Here is an 18,594-nt window from a genome sequence, read left to right as displayed (position 1 = left end):
CTGAATGAGGACATCCAAAAATATTTCGATAATTTTCATCTTCGTTCTGGCTGCCCAGTCAGCTTTGGGGAAAGATATTCAGAAACCGCTCGCTTTGGTGGCGGATCAGGTCATAAGCATGGATTATTTCAAGACGTCACTCATCTCGAACAGAACGAGCGGCGACCTCAGTAAGTTGGCGGACAGCATGACCAAAGAGGGGAAACAGGCTTTGCTCAATGATCTGGTCGATATAAAGCTGATTACTATGAAGGCCAGGGAAGAGGGGCTTGATTCCTTGCCGCAGGTGAAGGCACAGCTTGAACTTGCTGCCGATTCAATCCTTGTCCAGGAGTATCTCAAGAGACAAGTTGAAAAACTGGACCTTTCGGATGCTGGTTTGCGGGCCTACTATGGACAGCACCCGGATGAGTTCCGCACGGAAAAAAAGGTTAAAGCCCTGCATGTGATCACTGCCAGTCTGGATGAAGCCAATAAAGCCAGAGAGGCTATCCTGGCAGGGAGAGAATTCAGGGATGTGGCAGCAGAAGTAAATATCGACTCTACAAAAACGCTTCGCGGCGACCTTGGGTGGACAAAACGGGGGATCTTTGTCAAGGAATTCGAGGAAGTGCTTTTTAATATGAAGGTTGGTGAAATCAGCAATGCAGTAAAGACCAGCTTTGGATATCACATCATTAAAGTTGAAGAAATAGATGAGGGGCAGGTCAGGCCTTTCGAATCTGTCCGGGATGCTGTCCAGAAGACGATTGCACGGAACACGATATCAGGACTCAAGCAGGAATTGAGGAAGAAGCACAGCATAACTATCGACAGGAAGCTGCTTGAGGCTGGTGACCTGTAATTTGAGGATATGCAGTATGGCCTGGTATACAGGTGTTTTGGGAGGCTGGTAATGGGAATTATTAATAGATCCAGGTATATGTGTTTTATCGGCACATTGTATTTATTGCTTGTCAGCCTGACGTCTGCCCATGCCTACGAAGGCCGCTTCCTGGCCCAGGACGACATCATCCTCTACGGCATGCAGCTGACCGCGGCCCCGGCCAAGCAGACGGTACCGAAGAACATCGCCACCATCGTCAGCACCTACCTGCAGGTTCCGACCATGCCGGCCGGGCAGATCCCGCCGCTCGCCCCCGATGCCACGGTCAGGGCGACCTTGCGGGGGCCCGGTCTGGAGACCCCCCTTGAGCTGGCAGTGCCGGCCAACTCACCGTTCAATATCCCTCCACTGACGGTACCCGGCAGTTACAGCCTCGACGGCATCCGCCTGGAGAGTGGCGGTCAGGTGCTCTTCTACGGCACGCCGGAGAGCGTGAAGATCGAGGTCATCGAAAAGCTGCTGGTTACCCAGGTGACTGCCCGACCGCTCACTGCCCAGGAGATCCGCGACAAGGGGATCGTCTTCGACAAGTCCAACTTTCAGGCCTACAACTTCACCGCTGCCTTTGCCATCAAGCCGGGGCAGGAAATCAACATTACCATGCCGGTCATTCTGCCGCGGCTCCAGACGACCCAGGATGTCCCGGTTGACGGAATCCGCATTCCCGGTATCCAGGGGGCGCAGATCCAGACGCTCTCCACGATCATCCCCGACTCGCTCAAACTGGCCCAGACCTCGATCCCCAACCTGAGCGTGCAGAGTTTCACCCTGAAGCCGGACATCCCGGTCGGGAACAACTTCTTCCTGCCGCCGATCCCGGGGGTGGTGGTCATTCCCGGTGACATCGGCTTCCTGAACCAGTACTTCAGCGTCATGCTGATGGTCGGGAACGTGGCGCCGGCTGACTCCAACCTGGTGGTAAAGGATATCAAAGCCGAGATAATCCTCCCTCCGGGCAGGGATGAAGTGGTGAACACCAGTGACGATCCGCTCCGGATGGCCAAGACCGATCGCGGGGAGTCGCCGCGTATCCAGCCGGTGGCCAAACCGGGTCCTGACGGCAAGCTCGGTACCGGCGACGACATCAGCGAACTTGCGCCGGGAGAGACCGGCAACGCCGAATTCCTGGTGGAGGGGCGTCGCGAGGGGAGCCACACGGTGGAGATGGAGATAACCGGTACCCTGTACGGCCTCCCCATCGGGCCGGTGCCGATCCGCGGCCGGGCCATGGGGACGGTGCTGGTCCGCAATCCGACCTTTACCATGACCTTCACCCACCCGGACCTGGTCAATGCCGGGGAGCGGTACAACCTGGACGTGACGGTGACCAATACCTCCGACTCGCCCGCCAACTTCGTTTCCATCAACCTGTACCCGCGCTACATCAGCGGCGCTACCCTGGTGGGAGACCCGGTCAGGTCCATCGACTCGATCTTGCCGGGTGATTCGGCGACCATCAGCTACGAGCTGATCTCCCAGGTGACCGGCAACGTCTTTGCCGCGACCCTGGATTCGGACGAGCATATCAAGGGTAAGTTCCTGCTCAAGACCTCGGTCGGAGAGCTGGGGATACCCCTCTCCCCGGACTCCCTGGTCCTTCCCAAGGAGGCGAACAGCCTTCCCGAGGAGCTGCGCAAGGCGGCGCTGGGGATGCTGGGCAAGGCGTACGCCACGGCCACCGCGCCGGCGGCTGCCCTGCCGAAGGACGTGCTCCGTTTCGGCAAGAAGATCGTCTGGGACCGCGGGATCGAGACGGCCGAGGCCGGGTTCCGCTACGCGCTGCACGAGGAGTTGCCGGCCACGGCCAGCCAGCTCCTGATGGACTTCATGGGGAGCAACTACAGCCGGATCGCCGAGCTCTACCCGAACCAGGCGGACCGGGACGCGGCAGTGACCGATTTCACCGGCTTCGACGACCTGCGCCGCCGGTCGGTGCGGGGCGACACCTTTGCCGCGGCCGTGGCGAACATCCTGAAGGATGAAGTTGCCGCCAAGGGTGCGCTTGCGTTCCACCGCGATCTGGCGACCCGCCTTGCCTACCGCCCCGGCTTCGTGTCACTGCTGGCGACCGGCGACAGCGGTCCGCTGCCGGTGACCATTTCTCTGGTTGACGGGAGTGGCAAGCGGCTCGGCGGCGTCGATGCCAAGGGAAAGGTGACCAAGGAGATTCCCTTCGCCGATTATCTGCTGCTGAACGACACGACCGGCGCCACAACCGGACAACTGGCCATGATGGCCGTACCCGGCAGAGGTCCGCTTTCCCTGCGGATCGATCCGGTCTCCGGTGTCACTGCCGGCAGCTATACCCTGAGCCTGATCTATCCCGACGCCACCGGCGCTCTTCACCAGGTGAGTTGGTCCGGTCTTTCCGGCCAGCAGGCACCCCTGTTTATACCGGCGGCCGGTGATCCGGTGCAGCTTGCCGTGGTCGCCGCCGGTACCGGCGTTCCGCCGGCGGGGAGCGACCTCATCCCCGACCTGTCGCCGTCAATCATCAGTGTTGTCCAGCAGCCCCAGGCCGATGTCCACAAGTGCGACGCGAAGGACCCGGGCGAGCCGCTGGGCCGGGTGGTGGCCATGCTCTTCAGCGAGGAGGTGACGCCCGAATCGGTACAGGACAAGCTGCCGCCGGAGCTGATCGCCAATTACTCCCCCGAGGGGAACAAGGTGGTAGGCGTCTCCCTGCAGCCGGGACGGCGGATCGCCTTTGTGGCCCTGCGCGACCCGCTGGGACCGTTCGTCCCCCGTACCATGACCGTTGCCAATGTGGTCGACCGGCGCGGGCATGCCATGGCGCCCCAGACCGTGCCGATGGAAGCGACCATCGAGGCGTTCGGCGGGGTCGTCTCCGGCCGGATACTCCAGGCCGACGGCTCCCTCGTCCCCGGTTCTGAGATCCGCCTGGTGCTCCAGCGGATGTGCGACGACGAGTGGGTCGATGTGGGGATCGCCGCCAAGCTGACCGACGCCAACGCCCACTACCAGTGGGACTACGTCCGGGGCGGCGCATTCCGGGTCAAGGAGATCGCCATGGACCCGGATACCAATGATGTCCGGCGTCTCCAGTTCTCCATCGCCCGCCACGGCCAGCGTCTGAACGCCGACATCGTTTTTCTGGGGCGCGGCACGGTCCAGGGGCGCGTCTTCGGCGAAGACGGCGTCACCCCGCTCAAGGATGTGCGGATCAAGGTGACCAATCTGGTGGATCAGACCGAGTATGGCGCCACCACCGATGCCAACGGCCGCTACGTCATCACCCGCGTCCCCATCGGCAACAGTCTGGTGGAGGCGGTGCACGTGGAGACCAACTCCCACGCTGCCCAGAGCACCTATATCGGGACTGCCGGGGAGGTTGTCGAGCTGAACTTGGTGCTTCTCACCGAGCAGGTAAAGACTATCACGGTGAAGTACGGCCAGGTTTCCGGTGTGGTCCTCCGGCCGGACGGCGCTACGCCGGTGCCGGGGGTGCCGGTCATCGCCTTCTACCAGAGCGGCAGCCAGCCCGGGGTTACCTGTCCCAAGCCGGGCGAGTGTCCCGTGGCCATGGTGACCACCGACAAGAACGGCGCCTATCTCTTCCCGAGCATCCCGGCCGGCAGCCACCGGATAAACTCCTTTGACCAGGCGGTTTATCAGGAGGGGAACATCAACCTTCCCCTTGCCGCCGACGCCAAGATCACGGGAAATATCCTTCTCAACGGCGGCTTCGGCACGGTGCAAGGGACGGTTCTGGACTCCGAGGGGCGGCCGGTGGCAGGCGCCCAGGTGGGTGGCGGCCTGGTGCTCGCCACCACCGACGTGAACGGCGCCTATGAGCTGAAGGATGTGCCGCTGGGTCACGCCAAGATCGTGGCGGTCTCCCAGGCCCTTGGCGCCTCGGGGAGCACCGAGATCGACATCATCAGAAACGGCGAGCTGGTCAACGCCACTATTGTCCTTTCCGCACAGGGTGGGGTCTACGGCACGGTCTATCTTGCCGACGGGATATCGCCGGCCGGAGGGATCGACGTCTTTGCCCTCAGGCAGGGAGACTCCGGCATGCAGATCGCCGGCACCGCCGTTACCAACGCTCAGGGACAATACCAGATCAAGCCGCTGCCGGTGATGACCGGGGCGGAATACACCATTTCCGCCTTCCTTCCCGACCTTTCCGACGGCAACGTGACCACGACCAAGGTCCTCTTCAACGGTCACCAGGCCAGGGCCAACGTGACCTTCAAAGGGAAGGGACGGGTGGAAGGTGTCATCTACGACGACGACGGCAAGACGCCGCTGAAGGCGCGGGTGAGCGTATCCGGTCTCACAGTGCGGAGCGCCAGGGGGCCTGGCGGCAAGTCGGTCGGTCTCGGCTTCGCCCACACCCCGCATATCCGGATCGTGGACAACGATTTCTCCACCGGCAGATTCTCCTTTGACAACGTCTTTGTGGGGCAGTTCGTGATCACCGCCGGCGGCGCCTTCAGTCCCGATCCGATCACCTTCAGCGATGCCATCAACCAGGATGGCGAGACGCGACAGGTCGTCCTGAAGCTGCTGCCGACCAGTGTCATCACCGGCAGGGTCTATCAGCCGGATGGGTTCACTCCGGTGGGGGAGGCAGTAAAGGTCACCTTCCATTCCGAAGAGACCAAGAAGTTCTGCCGTGAGACCTCTATCGGCGAAATGATCTGCGATACCATTCCGCAGGGGATACAGGAAGAGAACGTCTATACGCTCCCCGATGACGGCACCTCCAAGGTGGGGGGCACTTTCAAGGTGCCGATCGTGAACGCCGGCGACTTCACCCTGACCGCAATGGACCCGGTGACCGGCAAGAGCGCCCGGGTCAAGGGCCACGTGGCGGCAGGCCAGACCGCCGACGTCAAGCTGCGGCTGATCGGCAAGGCCGACGTGACGGTCAGGGTCTTCGGCAGCGATGGGGTGACACCGATCATCGGCGCCCGGGTAGACCTGGAGCGGAGCGAATTCCCGCCAATCAAGAAGACCGGCACCGCCGTGGACGGCACCATCACGTTCACCGGCATCGACGAGGGGACCTTTGTGGTCTTCGCCCAGGACCTCTCCCGCGGCTTTTCGGCCCGGAAGAGCGGCAAGGTGGTGAAGGACGGGGAAAAGGTCACCATCGATGTCTACCTGTATGACGCTACCGGCGTTGTCTATGGCACGGTCTACCGACCCGACGGGGTGACCCCGGTCCCCAACGCCGACGTGGCGATCTTCAACGGTCAGGGGCCGCTTGCCTTCAACACCACCGACAGCAACGGCCAGTACCGTCAGGGCACTATCCCTCTGGGTCCGGTCAACGTCAAGGTCTTCGAGGCTGCCACCGGCCGGCGCGGCGGCGGCAGCGGGACGGTCGACCTGGCCGGGCAGCAGGTGCCGATCATGATCAACGAGGCCGCCATCGGCCATGTGCGGGGCGTTGCCTACGACGCCGTTACCATGGCCCCGCTGCGTGGCTGGCGGGTGCAGCTCTCGATTTCCTTCCCGGACGGGAGCGCTCTCACGCTCATCGGGACCACCGGCCCGGATGGCAGCTACTTCTTCCCCGGCATACCGCAGGGGGCATTCTCTGTTACGGTGAGCCGGGACGGGCTGGGAAGCGCCAGTGCCACCGGGATCATCACCCGGGAGAACGAACTGATAGACCTGCCGCTGGTGGTAAATCTGCTGAAGCCGGCTCTGGGTAGTATGGACGGCATGGTCTTCAACACCGACGGCACACCCGCGAAAAACTATGCCATCTGCATAGACCCGAGCGGAGAAGGGTGCGGCGTCAGCCTCACCGCCGGTGAGGACGGCACCTTCCATGCGGCCGACCTGTCGCTTGGCCGCCACACGGTTGTTGCAAAATCCCAGGTGACCGCCAGCAGCGGCAGTGCCATGGCCGATCTTGCCTTTGCCGGTGAGGCCGCCGTGGTCAAGATCGTTGTTGACGGTCTGGGAAGCGTGTCGCCGGTGGTGGTCTGGCAGGACAATTCGCCCGCCAGCGGTGTCCAGGTGGTGCTGGAGAAGGCACCGAACGCCGGCTGCGGCTCATCCACCTGTACCAGGTACGGCGACAGCAACGGTACGGCAACCTTTACCGCCGTCCCGCCCGGCAACTACACGGTCTGGGCCCACGACCCGGTCCGTGGCCTGAGTGGCGCGGCCAGCGGCGTCCTCCATGTGGGGGACAACGCCACCCCGCGCCTGGTCCTGGAAGTGAATGGCACGGTCACCGGCACGGCTATCTATCCGGATGCCGTCAAGCGGGCCGGCATCATCGCCGCCCTGACCGGAACAACGGCAGCCGGCGCAGCTGCGCAACACTACACCGCCACCGATGCCAACGGCGACTTCACCCTGCGCGGGATCAAGAGCGGCACCTACACCCTCAACCTGCTCGACCCGCTCGGCAGCGGGATGGGGCGGAAATACCTGGTGGTGAACGGCCTGGAAAACGTCGGCACCATCATCCTCGACGATGCCCCGCCGTCGGTCAGGACCATCTCGCCGGTCCCCGGTGCCCTCAAGGTAGCGCTGGGTCAAAAGGTCGTCATCACCTTCAGCGAACCGGTCCAGCCCGGTTCGGTCACCGCCGCGACAGTAACGGTGAACGACGGCAGCGGTACCGTCGCCGGCACCATCGCCATGGGGGACGGCAATACCACCGTCACCTTCACCCCCATTGCACCGCTCAAGGAGCAGACCATCTATACGGTAAAGGTGTTCGGGGTGACCGACAACCTGGATCGCCCCATGGCCAGGCCGTTCGTGGCCTCCTTCACCACCGAGGACCGGACGCCGCCCGCCTTCCAGTCCGTCGACCCGGCAGCCGGGACCAGCGGCGTGCCGCTGGAGAGCGTGATCCGGATCGTCTACAACGAGCCGATTGACCCGGCCGCCTTCAGCGGCCCTGCCATCACCCTCAGTAGAGGAGGTGCGCCGGTTGCCGGTCGGGTGGATGCCATCTTCGGCAACACCGGCCTGGTCTTCACCCCCACCTATCCGCTGGTGGAAAGCGGCGCCTACCAGGTGGCGGTGCAACCTGCCACCGACCTTTCGGGGAATCGGCAGCAGTCCGGTCTTACCTACAGCTTCTCTGCCCTTGACCGGACCCCGCCGGTCATCGCCGGCCTTTCTCCGTCCAATAACGGCACGGTCATCGAAGGGAGTGTCGCCAGCGTCAGCGTCAATCTGGGGGGGGCCAGCGACGTCGCCTTTGTCGATTTTATGGTCAACGGCACGATCGTCGGCACCGACCGTACTATCGCCGACGGCTTCAAGTTCAACATCCTCTCCGTACCGTCGCTGGGCAAGCCGGGCGACACCATCAGGATCAGCGCCGTGGCCACCGACACCTCGGGCAACCGTGGTACGGCAGTCGACACCCTGTTCACCATCACCGCCGACACCCCGCCAACCGTGGCCATCTCGGCGCCGGCAGACGGTTCCGCCTTCAAGACCGGCGAACGGGTCAACGTGTCCGTCGCCGCCAACGACGACCTGGGGGTCAGCCTGGTCGGTTATCAGGCCATCGGCGGCCAGGCCCCGGCTGCCGCAACGACCGACGTCGTCCCGGCCTCGACCGCGACGACGAAGAACTTCGCCTTCTACGTGCCGGTCGACGCGATACCCGGCTCCACCATCACCGTCAACGCCACGGCCATCGACACCAAGGGGCAGACCACCAAGGCCCGGCCGGTGAACATCACCGTTCTGGACGCCACGCCGCCGCAGGTCGGCTTCACCAGTCCGGTCACCGGCGCCAAAGTAAAGCCGGGCCAGCAGGTGACCGCCGTGGTCTCCGCCGCCGACCTCGGAGGCGTTGCCAGCCTGGAGTTCCGCGTATCCGGCGGCACGGTCTACAGCGAGAACCGGGTCATCGACCCGGCACTGAACGCCGTCGCCACCACCTTTACCTTTACTGTCTCGCCGGCGGCCAGCCCGCTGGAAACGGTCAATCTGGACGTGACCGCCGTCGACAAGGCCGGCAACCGCGCCAGCGCCGGCCAGGTCAAGCTGGCAGTGGCCGACACCCATGCGCCGCAGGTAACGTTACGGACTCTGACCGGCTCCACCGAGATGGTCCCGGGGCAGCCGCTGACCATCGTTGTGGACGCCAGCGACGAGGTCGGGGTGCAGCGGATCGACCTCACCGCTAGCGGTGCCCTTACCTATGCCAATGCCAAGGGAATCTCGCCGCCGCTGGGGAGTGCCCAGGCCCAGTTCCTCATCACCATTCCGACCACCCTGGCCGACGGTGCCACCCTGAACCTGCAGGCCACGGCCGTCGACCTTTCGGGCAACGTGAGTGCCCCGGCGAGCCTGGTCCTCAGGGGGCAATCCCTGCCGGGCGTCACGCTCCCCGCCTCGCTCGTGCTGAATGCCGGCGACCAGCGGCAGATCGACCTGCTGCTGTCCGCACCGGCACCGGCCAACGGTGCCATCGTCTCCATCACCAGCGCCAATGCCGGCATCGCCGTGGCCACGCCGACACTGATCTTTGCCCCGGGCGAACAGAGCAAGCCGATCACGATTTCCGCTGTCAGCGGCGGGACCGTGCAGTTGCGTGCTTTCATCGGCTCCGTGGAGCGGACCGCCATGACGGTCACCGTGGGCGGCGGCATCGTCACCGGTACGGTTTACAATCCCTATCCGAACCCGGTTGCCGGCGCCGAAGTGATGATCAACGGCTATTCGGTCACCACCGACGCTACCGGCCGGTTCTCCATCTCCGGTATTGCCGGTCCGGGAGTGACGTTCAGGGCCAACGACCCGCAGACCAAGCTCAAAGGGTACCTGGCAGCCTCCATGAACGCCGCCAACGGCTACCTGAAGGATGTGCAGATCCAGCTGATCCCGGCCGCCAGCCTGGCCGGCACGGTCAGGAAGGCCGACGGTGTCACTTCTGCCGGTGCCGGGGTCCAGGTGGATGTCTTCCGCTCCGGCGACCTCTCCACCCCGCTCGATACGGTTTTCACCGACGCGGCCGGCCATTTTGAATTCCCGCTGCTCCAGGTCGGCACCTACGTGATCAATGCCGCTACCGGCCAGGGCGAGAAGGGGAGGGCGAACGCCGCCATCCTCCAGAGCGGCCTGGATGTGAACGTCGTTGTCGTCTTCCTGGGCAAGGGAAACATCACCGGCCTGGTGGTGGATGGCGCCGGGACCCCGGTTGCCAATCCCGAACTGCGGCTTGGCTCCTACTCGCTCTTCGGGGCGGAGCAGCGGCTGGCAAACGGCCCCGGCAGCGGGACCTTCTCTTTCAGCGACATCTTTGTCGGAGATTTCTCGCTGTCGGCCAGGGACCCGGTCACCCGGATGAGTGCCGGCGCTTCGGGCAAGATCGCCACCAATGGCGAAACTGTTCAGCTCACCCTCCGCCTCGCCTCGGTCGGTTCCATTACCGGCACGGTCTACCGCTACGATGGCGTCACCCCGGTTTCCGGGGCAACGGTCAGCGCGGGCAGCGCCTCGACGACCACCGACACCTCGGGTGGCTACCTGCTGGAGACGGTCCCGCTCGGTGTCTACACGGTGACCGCCGACGACAAGTCGGCCAGGAGCAGAAGCAGCGCCCCGGTTTCCCTCCAGACCCACGGCGCGACCGTGACCCGGAACCTGACCATGCCCGGCCAGGGGAACGTGGTGGTCACCGTTACCAATGCCAGCGGGCCGGTCGGTAATGCCGACGTCACTCTCCATGACGGCTACGGCACCGTCACGCAGAAGACGGCCGCTGATGGCGTAACCATATTCAACCAGGTCCAGGCCGGGAATGTCAGCCTCTACGCCTACTCCGGCAACGCCAGCGCCACCGGCAGCGCCAGCGTGGCGGTTGGCGGCTCGCCGGCCGTTGCCCTGGCCCTGCCGACCATCCAGGTACCCGTGGCCAGTATCACCGGTATTGTCTACGCCCCGGACGGCAAGACGCCGCTTGCCGGGATCACGGTGGGCGGCGGCCAATGGTCGGTCGCGACCGGTGCTGACGGCACCTATCGCCTGGATAATCACCGGCTTGCCACCTACCAGCTTTACTTTGTCGACAGTACCGGCATGGTCAGGGCCAAGGCTGCCAATGTCGTTCTCAACCAGGACGGCCAGACGGTGGTACGCGACGTCACGCTGGTCGGACTTGGCTCGGTCAGCGGCCGGGTGCTGATGCCGGACGCCTCCAGCGCCTCGTCGATCCGGGTCAACGTCAGGAGCATGAATGCCGATTTCGGCCGGACCGCTACCGCCATCACCGATGCGGCAGGCTACTACCTGGTGGAACGTCTGCCGGTCGGCCAGTTCACGGTCAGCGCCGGCGATGCGGCCCGTCAACTCCTGGGTGAAACGGCCGGATTGATCAATGCCGACGGCGATACTGCCAGCGGTGACATCGTCCTGCAGAACAATGCCTTCACGCCACCGCGCACCCTCCAGGACGGCAACCTGTACAGTTACGACATCCAGCAGGATGGCACCCTGGCCAACGGCCAGAATGGCGCCTTCACCCAAAACGGCAGGAAAGGGGCCGTCGCCCTCGAACTGATTGCCGGCAGCATCGTCATGCCGTTTGCCGGCGACCCGATCGCCACCCAGGAGGACCAGTCCAGGGAGCTGGCCCTGCGCCAGCAGAACCTGGCCGGGCTGAACGTTACCCGCAAGGTATTTGTCCCGCGCGACGGCTACTTCGCCCGCTACCTGGAGATCGTCAGCAACCCGACCCTTGCGCCGGTAACGGTCGACCTGCGTCTGCGGACCAACTTCAGTGCGGGCAGCGCAGGAGTCATCGCTACCTCAAGTGGCGACAGCGACCTGCAGGTGATCGATCCGGCCACCCGCGACTATTGGGCGGTCATCGACGACGGTAACGCAACCCAGCCGCCGGCCGTTGCCCTGGTCTGGGGAGGCACCGGTGCCGTGCCCCCATCTTCGGCAGCATTTGCGGCTGCCTCCGGCGGCAGTCCGGCCAATCTGCAGGCTACCTGGCAGTCGGTGACCGTGCAGCCGGGTCAGACGATGGCCCTGCTCCACTTCGTGGTGCAGGGGATCAGCAGGGACGGGGCAAAGAGTGCGGCCGAACGGCTGGTGCAGATGCCGCCCGAGACCCTCTCCGGCCTCAGCGGCGACGAACTGGCAGCCATTGCCAACTTCGTGGTGCCGGCGGACGGCAGCAGCCCGCTTGCATCCCTGCCGCCGCTCACCGGCGAGATCACCGGCCAGGTGCTGGCCAGCGACGGCCTGACCCCGGCCCCGGCCGGGACGCCGGTCACCATTGTCAGCGACCAGCCGATCTTTGCCAAGAGCTTCCAGACCACGACAGATGGCAGCGGCATCTTCCGTTTCTCCTCCAACCTGTTTTCCGCCTCTCCGAGCATCGGTATCCCGCTGACCGGCTTCACCCTGACGGCGCGGGTCGCAAGGGGGGCGGCCTTCGACTCGCCGCCGGTTGCCGGCAGCTTCGGCGCCGGAACCAGCAGCACGACGAAGAACGTCGCCTTCAGCAATTCGGGGATACTGGCCGGAACCGTGCAGTCCGGCAGCGGCCTGCCGCTTGCCGGCGTCTCGGTGCGAATTGCCAACGGCGCCTACAATGCCTCCGCCACAACGCCGCAGGACGGCAGTTACCGTTTTGCCTTCCTGCCGCCCGGCAGTTACTCCATCACCGTGGAAAAGGTGAGCAGCCAGGGGGGCAGTGCCGTCATCGGTTATGCGGTCGTAGTCACCGCCGGCAGTGAGACCAGAAACGACCTCATCTTCCCGGCCCTGGCAACGGTCACCGGCTCGGTAAAATCCGCTTCCGGCACCGCTGTCGGCGGCGCCACGGTCCGACTTGCCGCCGCTGGTTTCCAGCGGACGGCAGGCAGCGACAGCAGTGGCTCGGTTACCTTCTTCGAGGTGCCGGCGGGCAGCTACAGTGTCACCGCCACCGACCCGGGCAGTGGCCTCACGGCAACGGCCCCGGTGACGGTCATTGGCAGCGGCACGACACCGTTCACCCTGGCCTTCCCGAGCAGCGGGCGGATCAGCGGCAGTGTCCTGTTCGCCGACAACGTGACCCCGGCGAGCGGCGTGCTGGTGGAGATCTTCGATGCCGTCACTGGCGCGCTCCTCAAGAGCGTTACCTCCGGCAGCAGTTTCGAGACCGGGATACTGGTGAGCAATGCCGCCTCGTTCCGGGTGAGGGGGACCTTCACCTATGCAACGGCCGGCGGCAACCGCTCGGTCGGCGCCGAACTGATCGTCCCCGGCTTCGGCGGTTCCAACGTCACCGTTCCGGCCAAGCTGACCCTCCCGGTCAACCGGACCACCCTGCTGACCCGGCTCTTCCTGGCCGACAGCAGCCGCTACCTGGGCGACAGCCTGACCATCGAAGCGAGAAGCAGAGGCGACGGCACACTCCTCACCACCTGCAGCAGTGGCACGATCAGCGGGGAGTGCTCCATGACCAACCTGGTTGCCGGCAGCGACGGCATCACGGTCAGGGCTGTGGGGAGCGGCGGGACCGTGGCGGAGAAGAGCGCCACCGTTACCGCCAGCAGCGGCACCACCACGGTCGACCTCACCGTGCCGGTAACCGGCGCCACCATGCCGGTCACCTTCTACGACGGAAATGGCGCCCCCTACCGGATCGAGGCCGATGGGCGCCTCTCCAGCGGCCTCAACACCCTGTTCGAGACCGGCAGCGCCTCGACCGGCGGCGCCGTGCTGGAACTGGTGGCCGGTGGGATTACCCAGCGTTTCACCGGTGGCTCGGCCGCGGTCATCCCGTCGGGCAGCGGCCGCGAACTGGCGCTCCGTCAGGACAATCTGGCCGGGCTGACCGTTATCCGGCGGATTGCCGTGCCTGCTGATGGCTATTTCGTCCGGTACCTCGATACCCTCATCAACACCGGTAGCGCACCGGTCACCGTCGACCTGAATCTCCGTTCCCAACTGGCCGCGACCGGCTCCGCGCCGCAGCTCGTCACCACCTCCAACGGCGACGCCAATCTGCTGCCATCCCTCGACCGCTGGGCCATGTTCGACGATGGCGTCCAGGACGATCCGTTCCTGGTCCCGACCGCCAACCTCCCACCTATGGCCGCAGTCTGGCAGGGGAGCGGCGCCACCCTGACGCCTGCCGGCCTCTCCTATGGTGCCGGGGGAGAACTGCTCACCAGTTGGGGAAGTGTCACCGTCCCGGCCGGAGGCAGCGTTGAACTTCTCCACTTCGTCACCCAACAGGCGAGCAGGAGCGGCGCTCAGGCGTCGGCCGGCCGGCTGGCGCTCCTGCCGCCCGAGGTCCTGGCCGGGCTGAGCAGTTCCGACCGGGCCGCGATCCGCAACTTCGCGGTTCCGGCAAGCGGTCAGGGTGTACTGCAGCCGCTGCCTCCGCTGGACGGTACGGTCAGCGGCAAGGTGATCGCCAATGACGGCGTAACTCTTGCCCCGGCCGGCTCGCCCGTCTCCTTTACCAGCAGCAACGCATACTACGGCCGTACCTACCGGACGGTTACCGATGCGGCCGGCATCTTCTCCTTCTCGACCGCCCTGGACAAAGGTCCCGCCACGGTCGGCATCGTACGCGACGTCTTTGATCTGAACGCCATGGTTACCTTTGGCGGCGTCACCGTCCCGGCCACGGCCAGCGGCGACTTCAACCAGGGGGGCGCAGCCTCTGCGAAGGACGTCTACTTCACCATCATGCCGCGGATCACCACGGTCGTCCCGAGCCAGCTCTTCGCGAACCAGTCGCCGGTGACGGTCCAGTTGAACGGGAACAACTTCACCGCCAGTTCGGAAGTGCTGCTTGAAGGTGTGCCGCTTACAACCGAATTTGTCCCCCCCACGGCTCTCCGGGCCACGGTACCGATGCAACTGGTGGCCGGGGCCAAGGCGCTGACGGTTCGCAATCCCGACCCGATCCACCCCGGCAGCTACGTGACCTCGGCCGCAGCTACCCTGACCGTGGTGCTGCCGCAGTTCTCCCTGACCCCTAATCCTCTCACCGTCCGCCAGAAGGAGAGCGGCACCCTGACGATTGCCATCCCGTTCACCGCTCCTGCCGGCGGGATTACCGCCAACCTGACCAGCACCGACCCGGCGACCGCGACGGTCCCTGCCACGGTGACCATCCCGGCTGGTGCCAGCTCCGCCACCTTTGCGGTTACTGCCCCGGATACCACCCAGAACCGCGACGCGACCGTGGCTGTCCATGCCAACCTGAACAACTGGCTCGGCAGTTCCACCCAGGTCACGGTCAGGCCGGAGCCGACGGTCAACCTGACCCCGACAGCACTCCTCACCGGCCAGGGGTTCTCCTTCTTCCTGACGATCTCCCTGACCGATCCTGCCCCGGTCGGCGGTCTGGTCGTCGCCCTCGCCGCCAGTACGGCCAACGTGGTCAGCTTCCCGGCGTCGGTTACCATCACTGCCGGCGCTACCCAGGCCCAAGTGACGGTGATTAATTCCGGCACCGGCAATACGGCTATTTCGGCAACTCCTGCCGCCGGCAAAGGTTTCAGCTCCGGTGATTCCTGTACTGTGACTGTGAAACCGGTACAGACCTACAATATCGGGCCGACAGTTTCAAGCCCTGTTGGCATCATGGTGGGCACCACGTCTACTCCGGCTGCCCCTCCCACCCCTGTAACACCTTTTCTCAGCACGCCGGTTGGTGTCGCAGTAGGGGCGGTGGTTAAGGGCCTCTCGCCGAACAGCGCTCCGATTGACACGCAGAATCAGGTCGTCAGGGTCTATGGCTCCGGTCTGGGCGAAGTTACGGATATCTCCTTTTCCCCGTCCACAGGCATCACGGTACATGCCGGCTCCCTGAACAAGGCTGCCGATGGTAGCTATGCCGAGGTGACGGTAAATATTGCTGCCGACGCCCCTATCGCCCCACGAGTGACGGTAGTGAAAACAGGAATGACCACTGCCACCCCGGCTTCTCCAGGTGCTACCCAGTTCACCGTAACTTATCCGCCTCCCGTGATCTGGTCACTGATACCAAACAGCTCTCTTCCCGGCACCATGACACTGCAGGTGAACGGCCGCAATCTTTACAGCACCTCTGTTGTCACCTTCGAGCCAGCTGACGGTATTTATGTATCCAGTTCCATCTCCGTTTCTTCTGACGGTACGCTGGTGTCTGTACCGATCACCATTGACCCAACAGCCGCAGTAGGCCGACGGGTTGTCAGAATTACAGCCCCAGGGGGAACAACGAGTGTTGTCATGTCTCCGGCAAATACCTTCGGCATTCTCTCCGTTGCCGGAGATCTCTACACGTCGATCGTCGCTCCGCAGGTTGGGGTATTGGTTCCAACAACACCGGCGACAGAAGCGAGTAGAACATACACTCCGTTTGTGTCGCTGCCGGTCGGTATTGCGGTAGGACCGATCATGAACGGTGTTGCCCCGGCATCGGGCGCCATTGGTACCAATGACCTCAAGCTGCGCATAACCGGCAGCAGCCTTGACAAGGTGAATTCCATAACCTTCAACCCATCGACCGGCATCACCGTCGCACCTGGCAGTCTGACGGCGGCCGCAGACGGTACCTATGTCGAGGCATTGATATCAATAGCTGCTGATGCTCCGCTGACAGCGAGGTCCGTTATCCTTATGGCCGGAAGCTACTCGGTGCCACCTGCTGCGCCGGGAGCCAACATCTTCCGCGTCACCCTGCCGCAGCCGATGCTTTATGGCATCTCGCCGATCCGGAACGTGGTTGGCAGCAGTTTCACCATGACCCTTAACGGTACGCTCCTTGCCGGGGCCACCAGTGTCTCCTTCATCCCGCCCGACGGGATCACGGTGGCCAATCCCCCGACTGTGTCTTCCGACGGCATTGTGGCCACGGTGGCAGTTACCCTGGCAGCCAATGCGCCAACGACGGCCAGGGCCGTGACCATAACCACGCCTGGCGGGACAACAACGGATATCCCTTCCACTGCCAACAGCTTTACCGTCACTTCCGTGCCAGGGACCACCTACACACCGATCGTTTCAAGCCAGGTCGGGGTGATGGTAGCAACTGCTCCGGCACCGACTTCGGCACCGGCTACCTATACACCGATCATCTCTGCACAGGTTGGGGTCAACGTTCCGTTTGTTCCGCCTCGTCCTAATTCCGATTTGGTGGGATATTGGAAAATGAATGGTGATTGGACCGATAGTTCCGGAAACGGCCTGAACGGTACGCCGGTCAACAGTCCATCTTTCAGCACCGACAAGATCCTGGGCAGCAACTCGGGTAGCTTTGGCGGTGCCTCTGACTATGTTGCCATCGGGAACCTTTACGGTCGCTTCCCCAATAATGCCTTCACCGTCGAAGGATGGGTCAAAGCATCCGGAACCGGTGCCGGTGGCATCAATATTATTGCCGGAGGCGCCGGAGCTTGGGCTGACTACGGCATCGGACTTATTAATGACCAACTCATGGCCACTACGGTGAATAAAAATACCCAAGTCGGGTATTATGCCAAATCCGGCTCCACCGTCCAGACCGGCACATGGTATCACGTGGCCGGGACCTATGACGGTAACTGGCTGAAGCTCTACGTCAACGGCGAGCTGAAAAATACCGTTTATGCCGAATGGGTCCAGAACAACGGCAGCGTCGATTTCTGGCTTGGCGGAGGGCAGTGCTGCAGCAATTATAACTACAATGGCCTGCTGGACGACATTGCCCTTTACAACCGAGCTCTTTCAGCAAGTGAAGTAACTTCACGTTACAATGCCGGTTTGAGTGGTGATTCCTCAATTCCCGCCTCGTCGGTCAGTACGTTCGGTCCGATTACTTCACAATCCGTCGGTGTCATCGTCGGATACTCGCTGTCTGACATCGATATCAAACATATGGAGCCGGGCACTACAACTGTCGTGGTTATCAGTGGGGTGGGGCTTGACAAGGTGACCGGCGTCAAGGTCGCACCGGCAACCGGGGTGACGGTCGGCACAATCACCCCATCACCAGACGGATCGACACTGTCGGTACAGCTTACTGCGGATACTACGGCTCCCCGAGCAGTAAGGGCACTGGTGCCGATGATCGGCACTACGCCGGTATCGGCTCCAGTCCCGGGAAGTAACCTGCTTTATGTCGGGCTGCGGCCGTCTCTGGTTTCCATCTCGCCGATCCTGCAGACCGTCGGCAACACATTCACCCTGACCATTAACGGCACCAGTCTTGATAGTGCTACGATGGTCCGTTTCGAACCATCCGATGGGGTAACAGTTATGAACCCGCCGGTGATTAATGCCACCGGCACCCAGGCTACGGTTACCGTAATCATCGACGGGATGGCAAAGGGCGGACAGCGGGTTGTGGTGGTGGATGGTCCGTTTGGTCCTTCCGACAACACGCCTGGCGCCAACAACACCTTCAATGTCAGTCGGCCGGTCGTGCAGTCTCCAGCCGGGGAAATGATGATGGCAGGCCGTTCGACGCCGGCACCTTCCGCTCAGGCGGGGGTTGGCTGGCCTGTTCACTCGGATCTGCTGGTTCTGGCCGGCCAGGCCATGCCGGCAATCCCTGTCTGGCGGCAACAGACAGTGCCGGTCTATCTGGCATCTCCTGCTTTAGATGGGGATACTCAGAACCCTGAACGAAAGAAAGTTCCGCACCAGGCTGAAGAGCAGTTTCCGCTGTTGATGCTTGCCATGGCCAGCAGAGGATATCGCGGGCCGCCTGATGAGCTTGCCGTTTAACAGATTTGATAATGAACTACATTCCAAATAAAGGAGAA

Annotated in this window: 2 protein-coding genes; both read left to right on the top strand. The window is 63.4% G+C overall.

Annotation, left to right across the window (positions count from 1 at the left end; translation table 11 throughout):
* Positions 1-4 precede the first annotated feature (4 nt).
* Entirely contained in the window at positions 5-844 is an 840-nt protein-coding gene (locus JN12_RS03890) for a peptidylprolyl isomerase (RefSeq protein WP_145018441.1), read from the top strand.
* Positions 845-940: 96 nt separating this feature from the next.
* Positions 941-18,556 (top strand): carboxypeptidase regulatory-like domain-containing protein, encoded by a 17,616-nt coding sequence (locus tag JN12_RS03885; RefSeq protein ID WP_211360494.1) that lies wholly within the window; start codon positions 941-943, stop codon positions 18,554-18,556.
* Positions 18,557-18,594 lie beyond the last annotated feature (38 nt).

The organism is Geobacter argillaceus, from assembly GCF_007830735.1.
Lineage (GTDB): Bacteria > Desulfobacterota > Desulfuromonadia > Geobacterales > DSM-12255 > Geomobilibacter > Geomobilibacter argillaceus.
The sequence above is the reverse complement of the archived record's forward strand: the minus strand, read 5'-3'. Positions and strand labels throughout refer to the sequence as shown.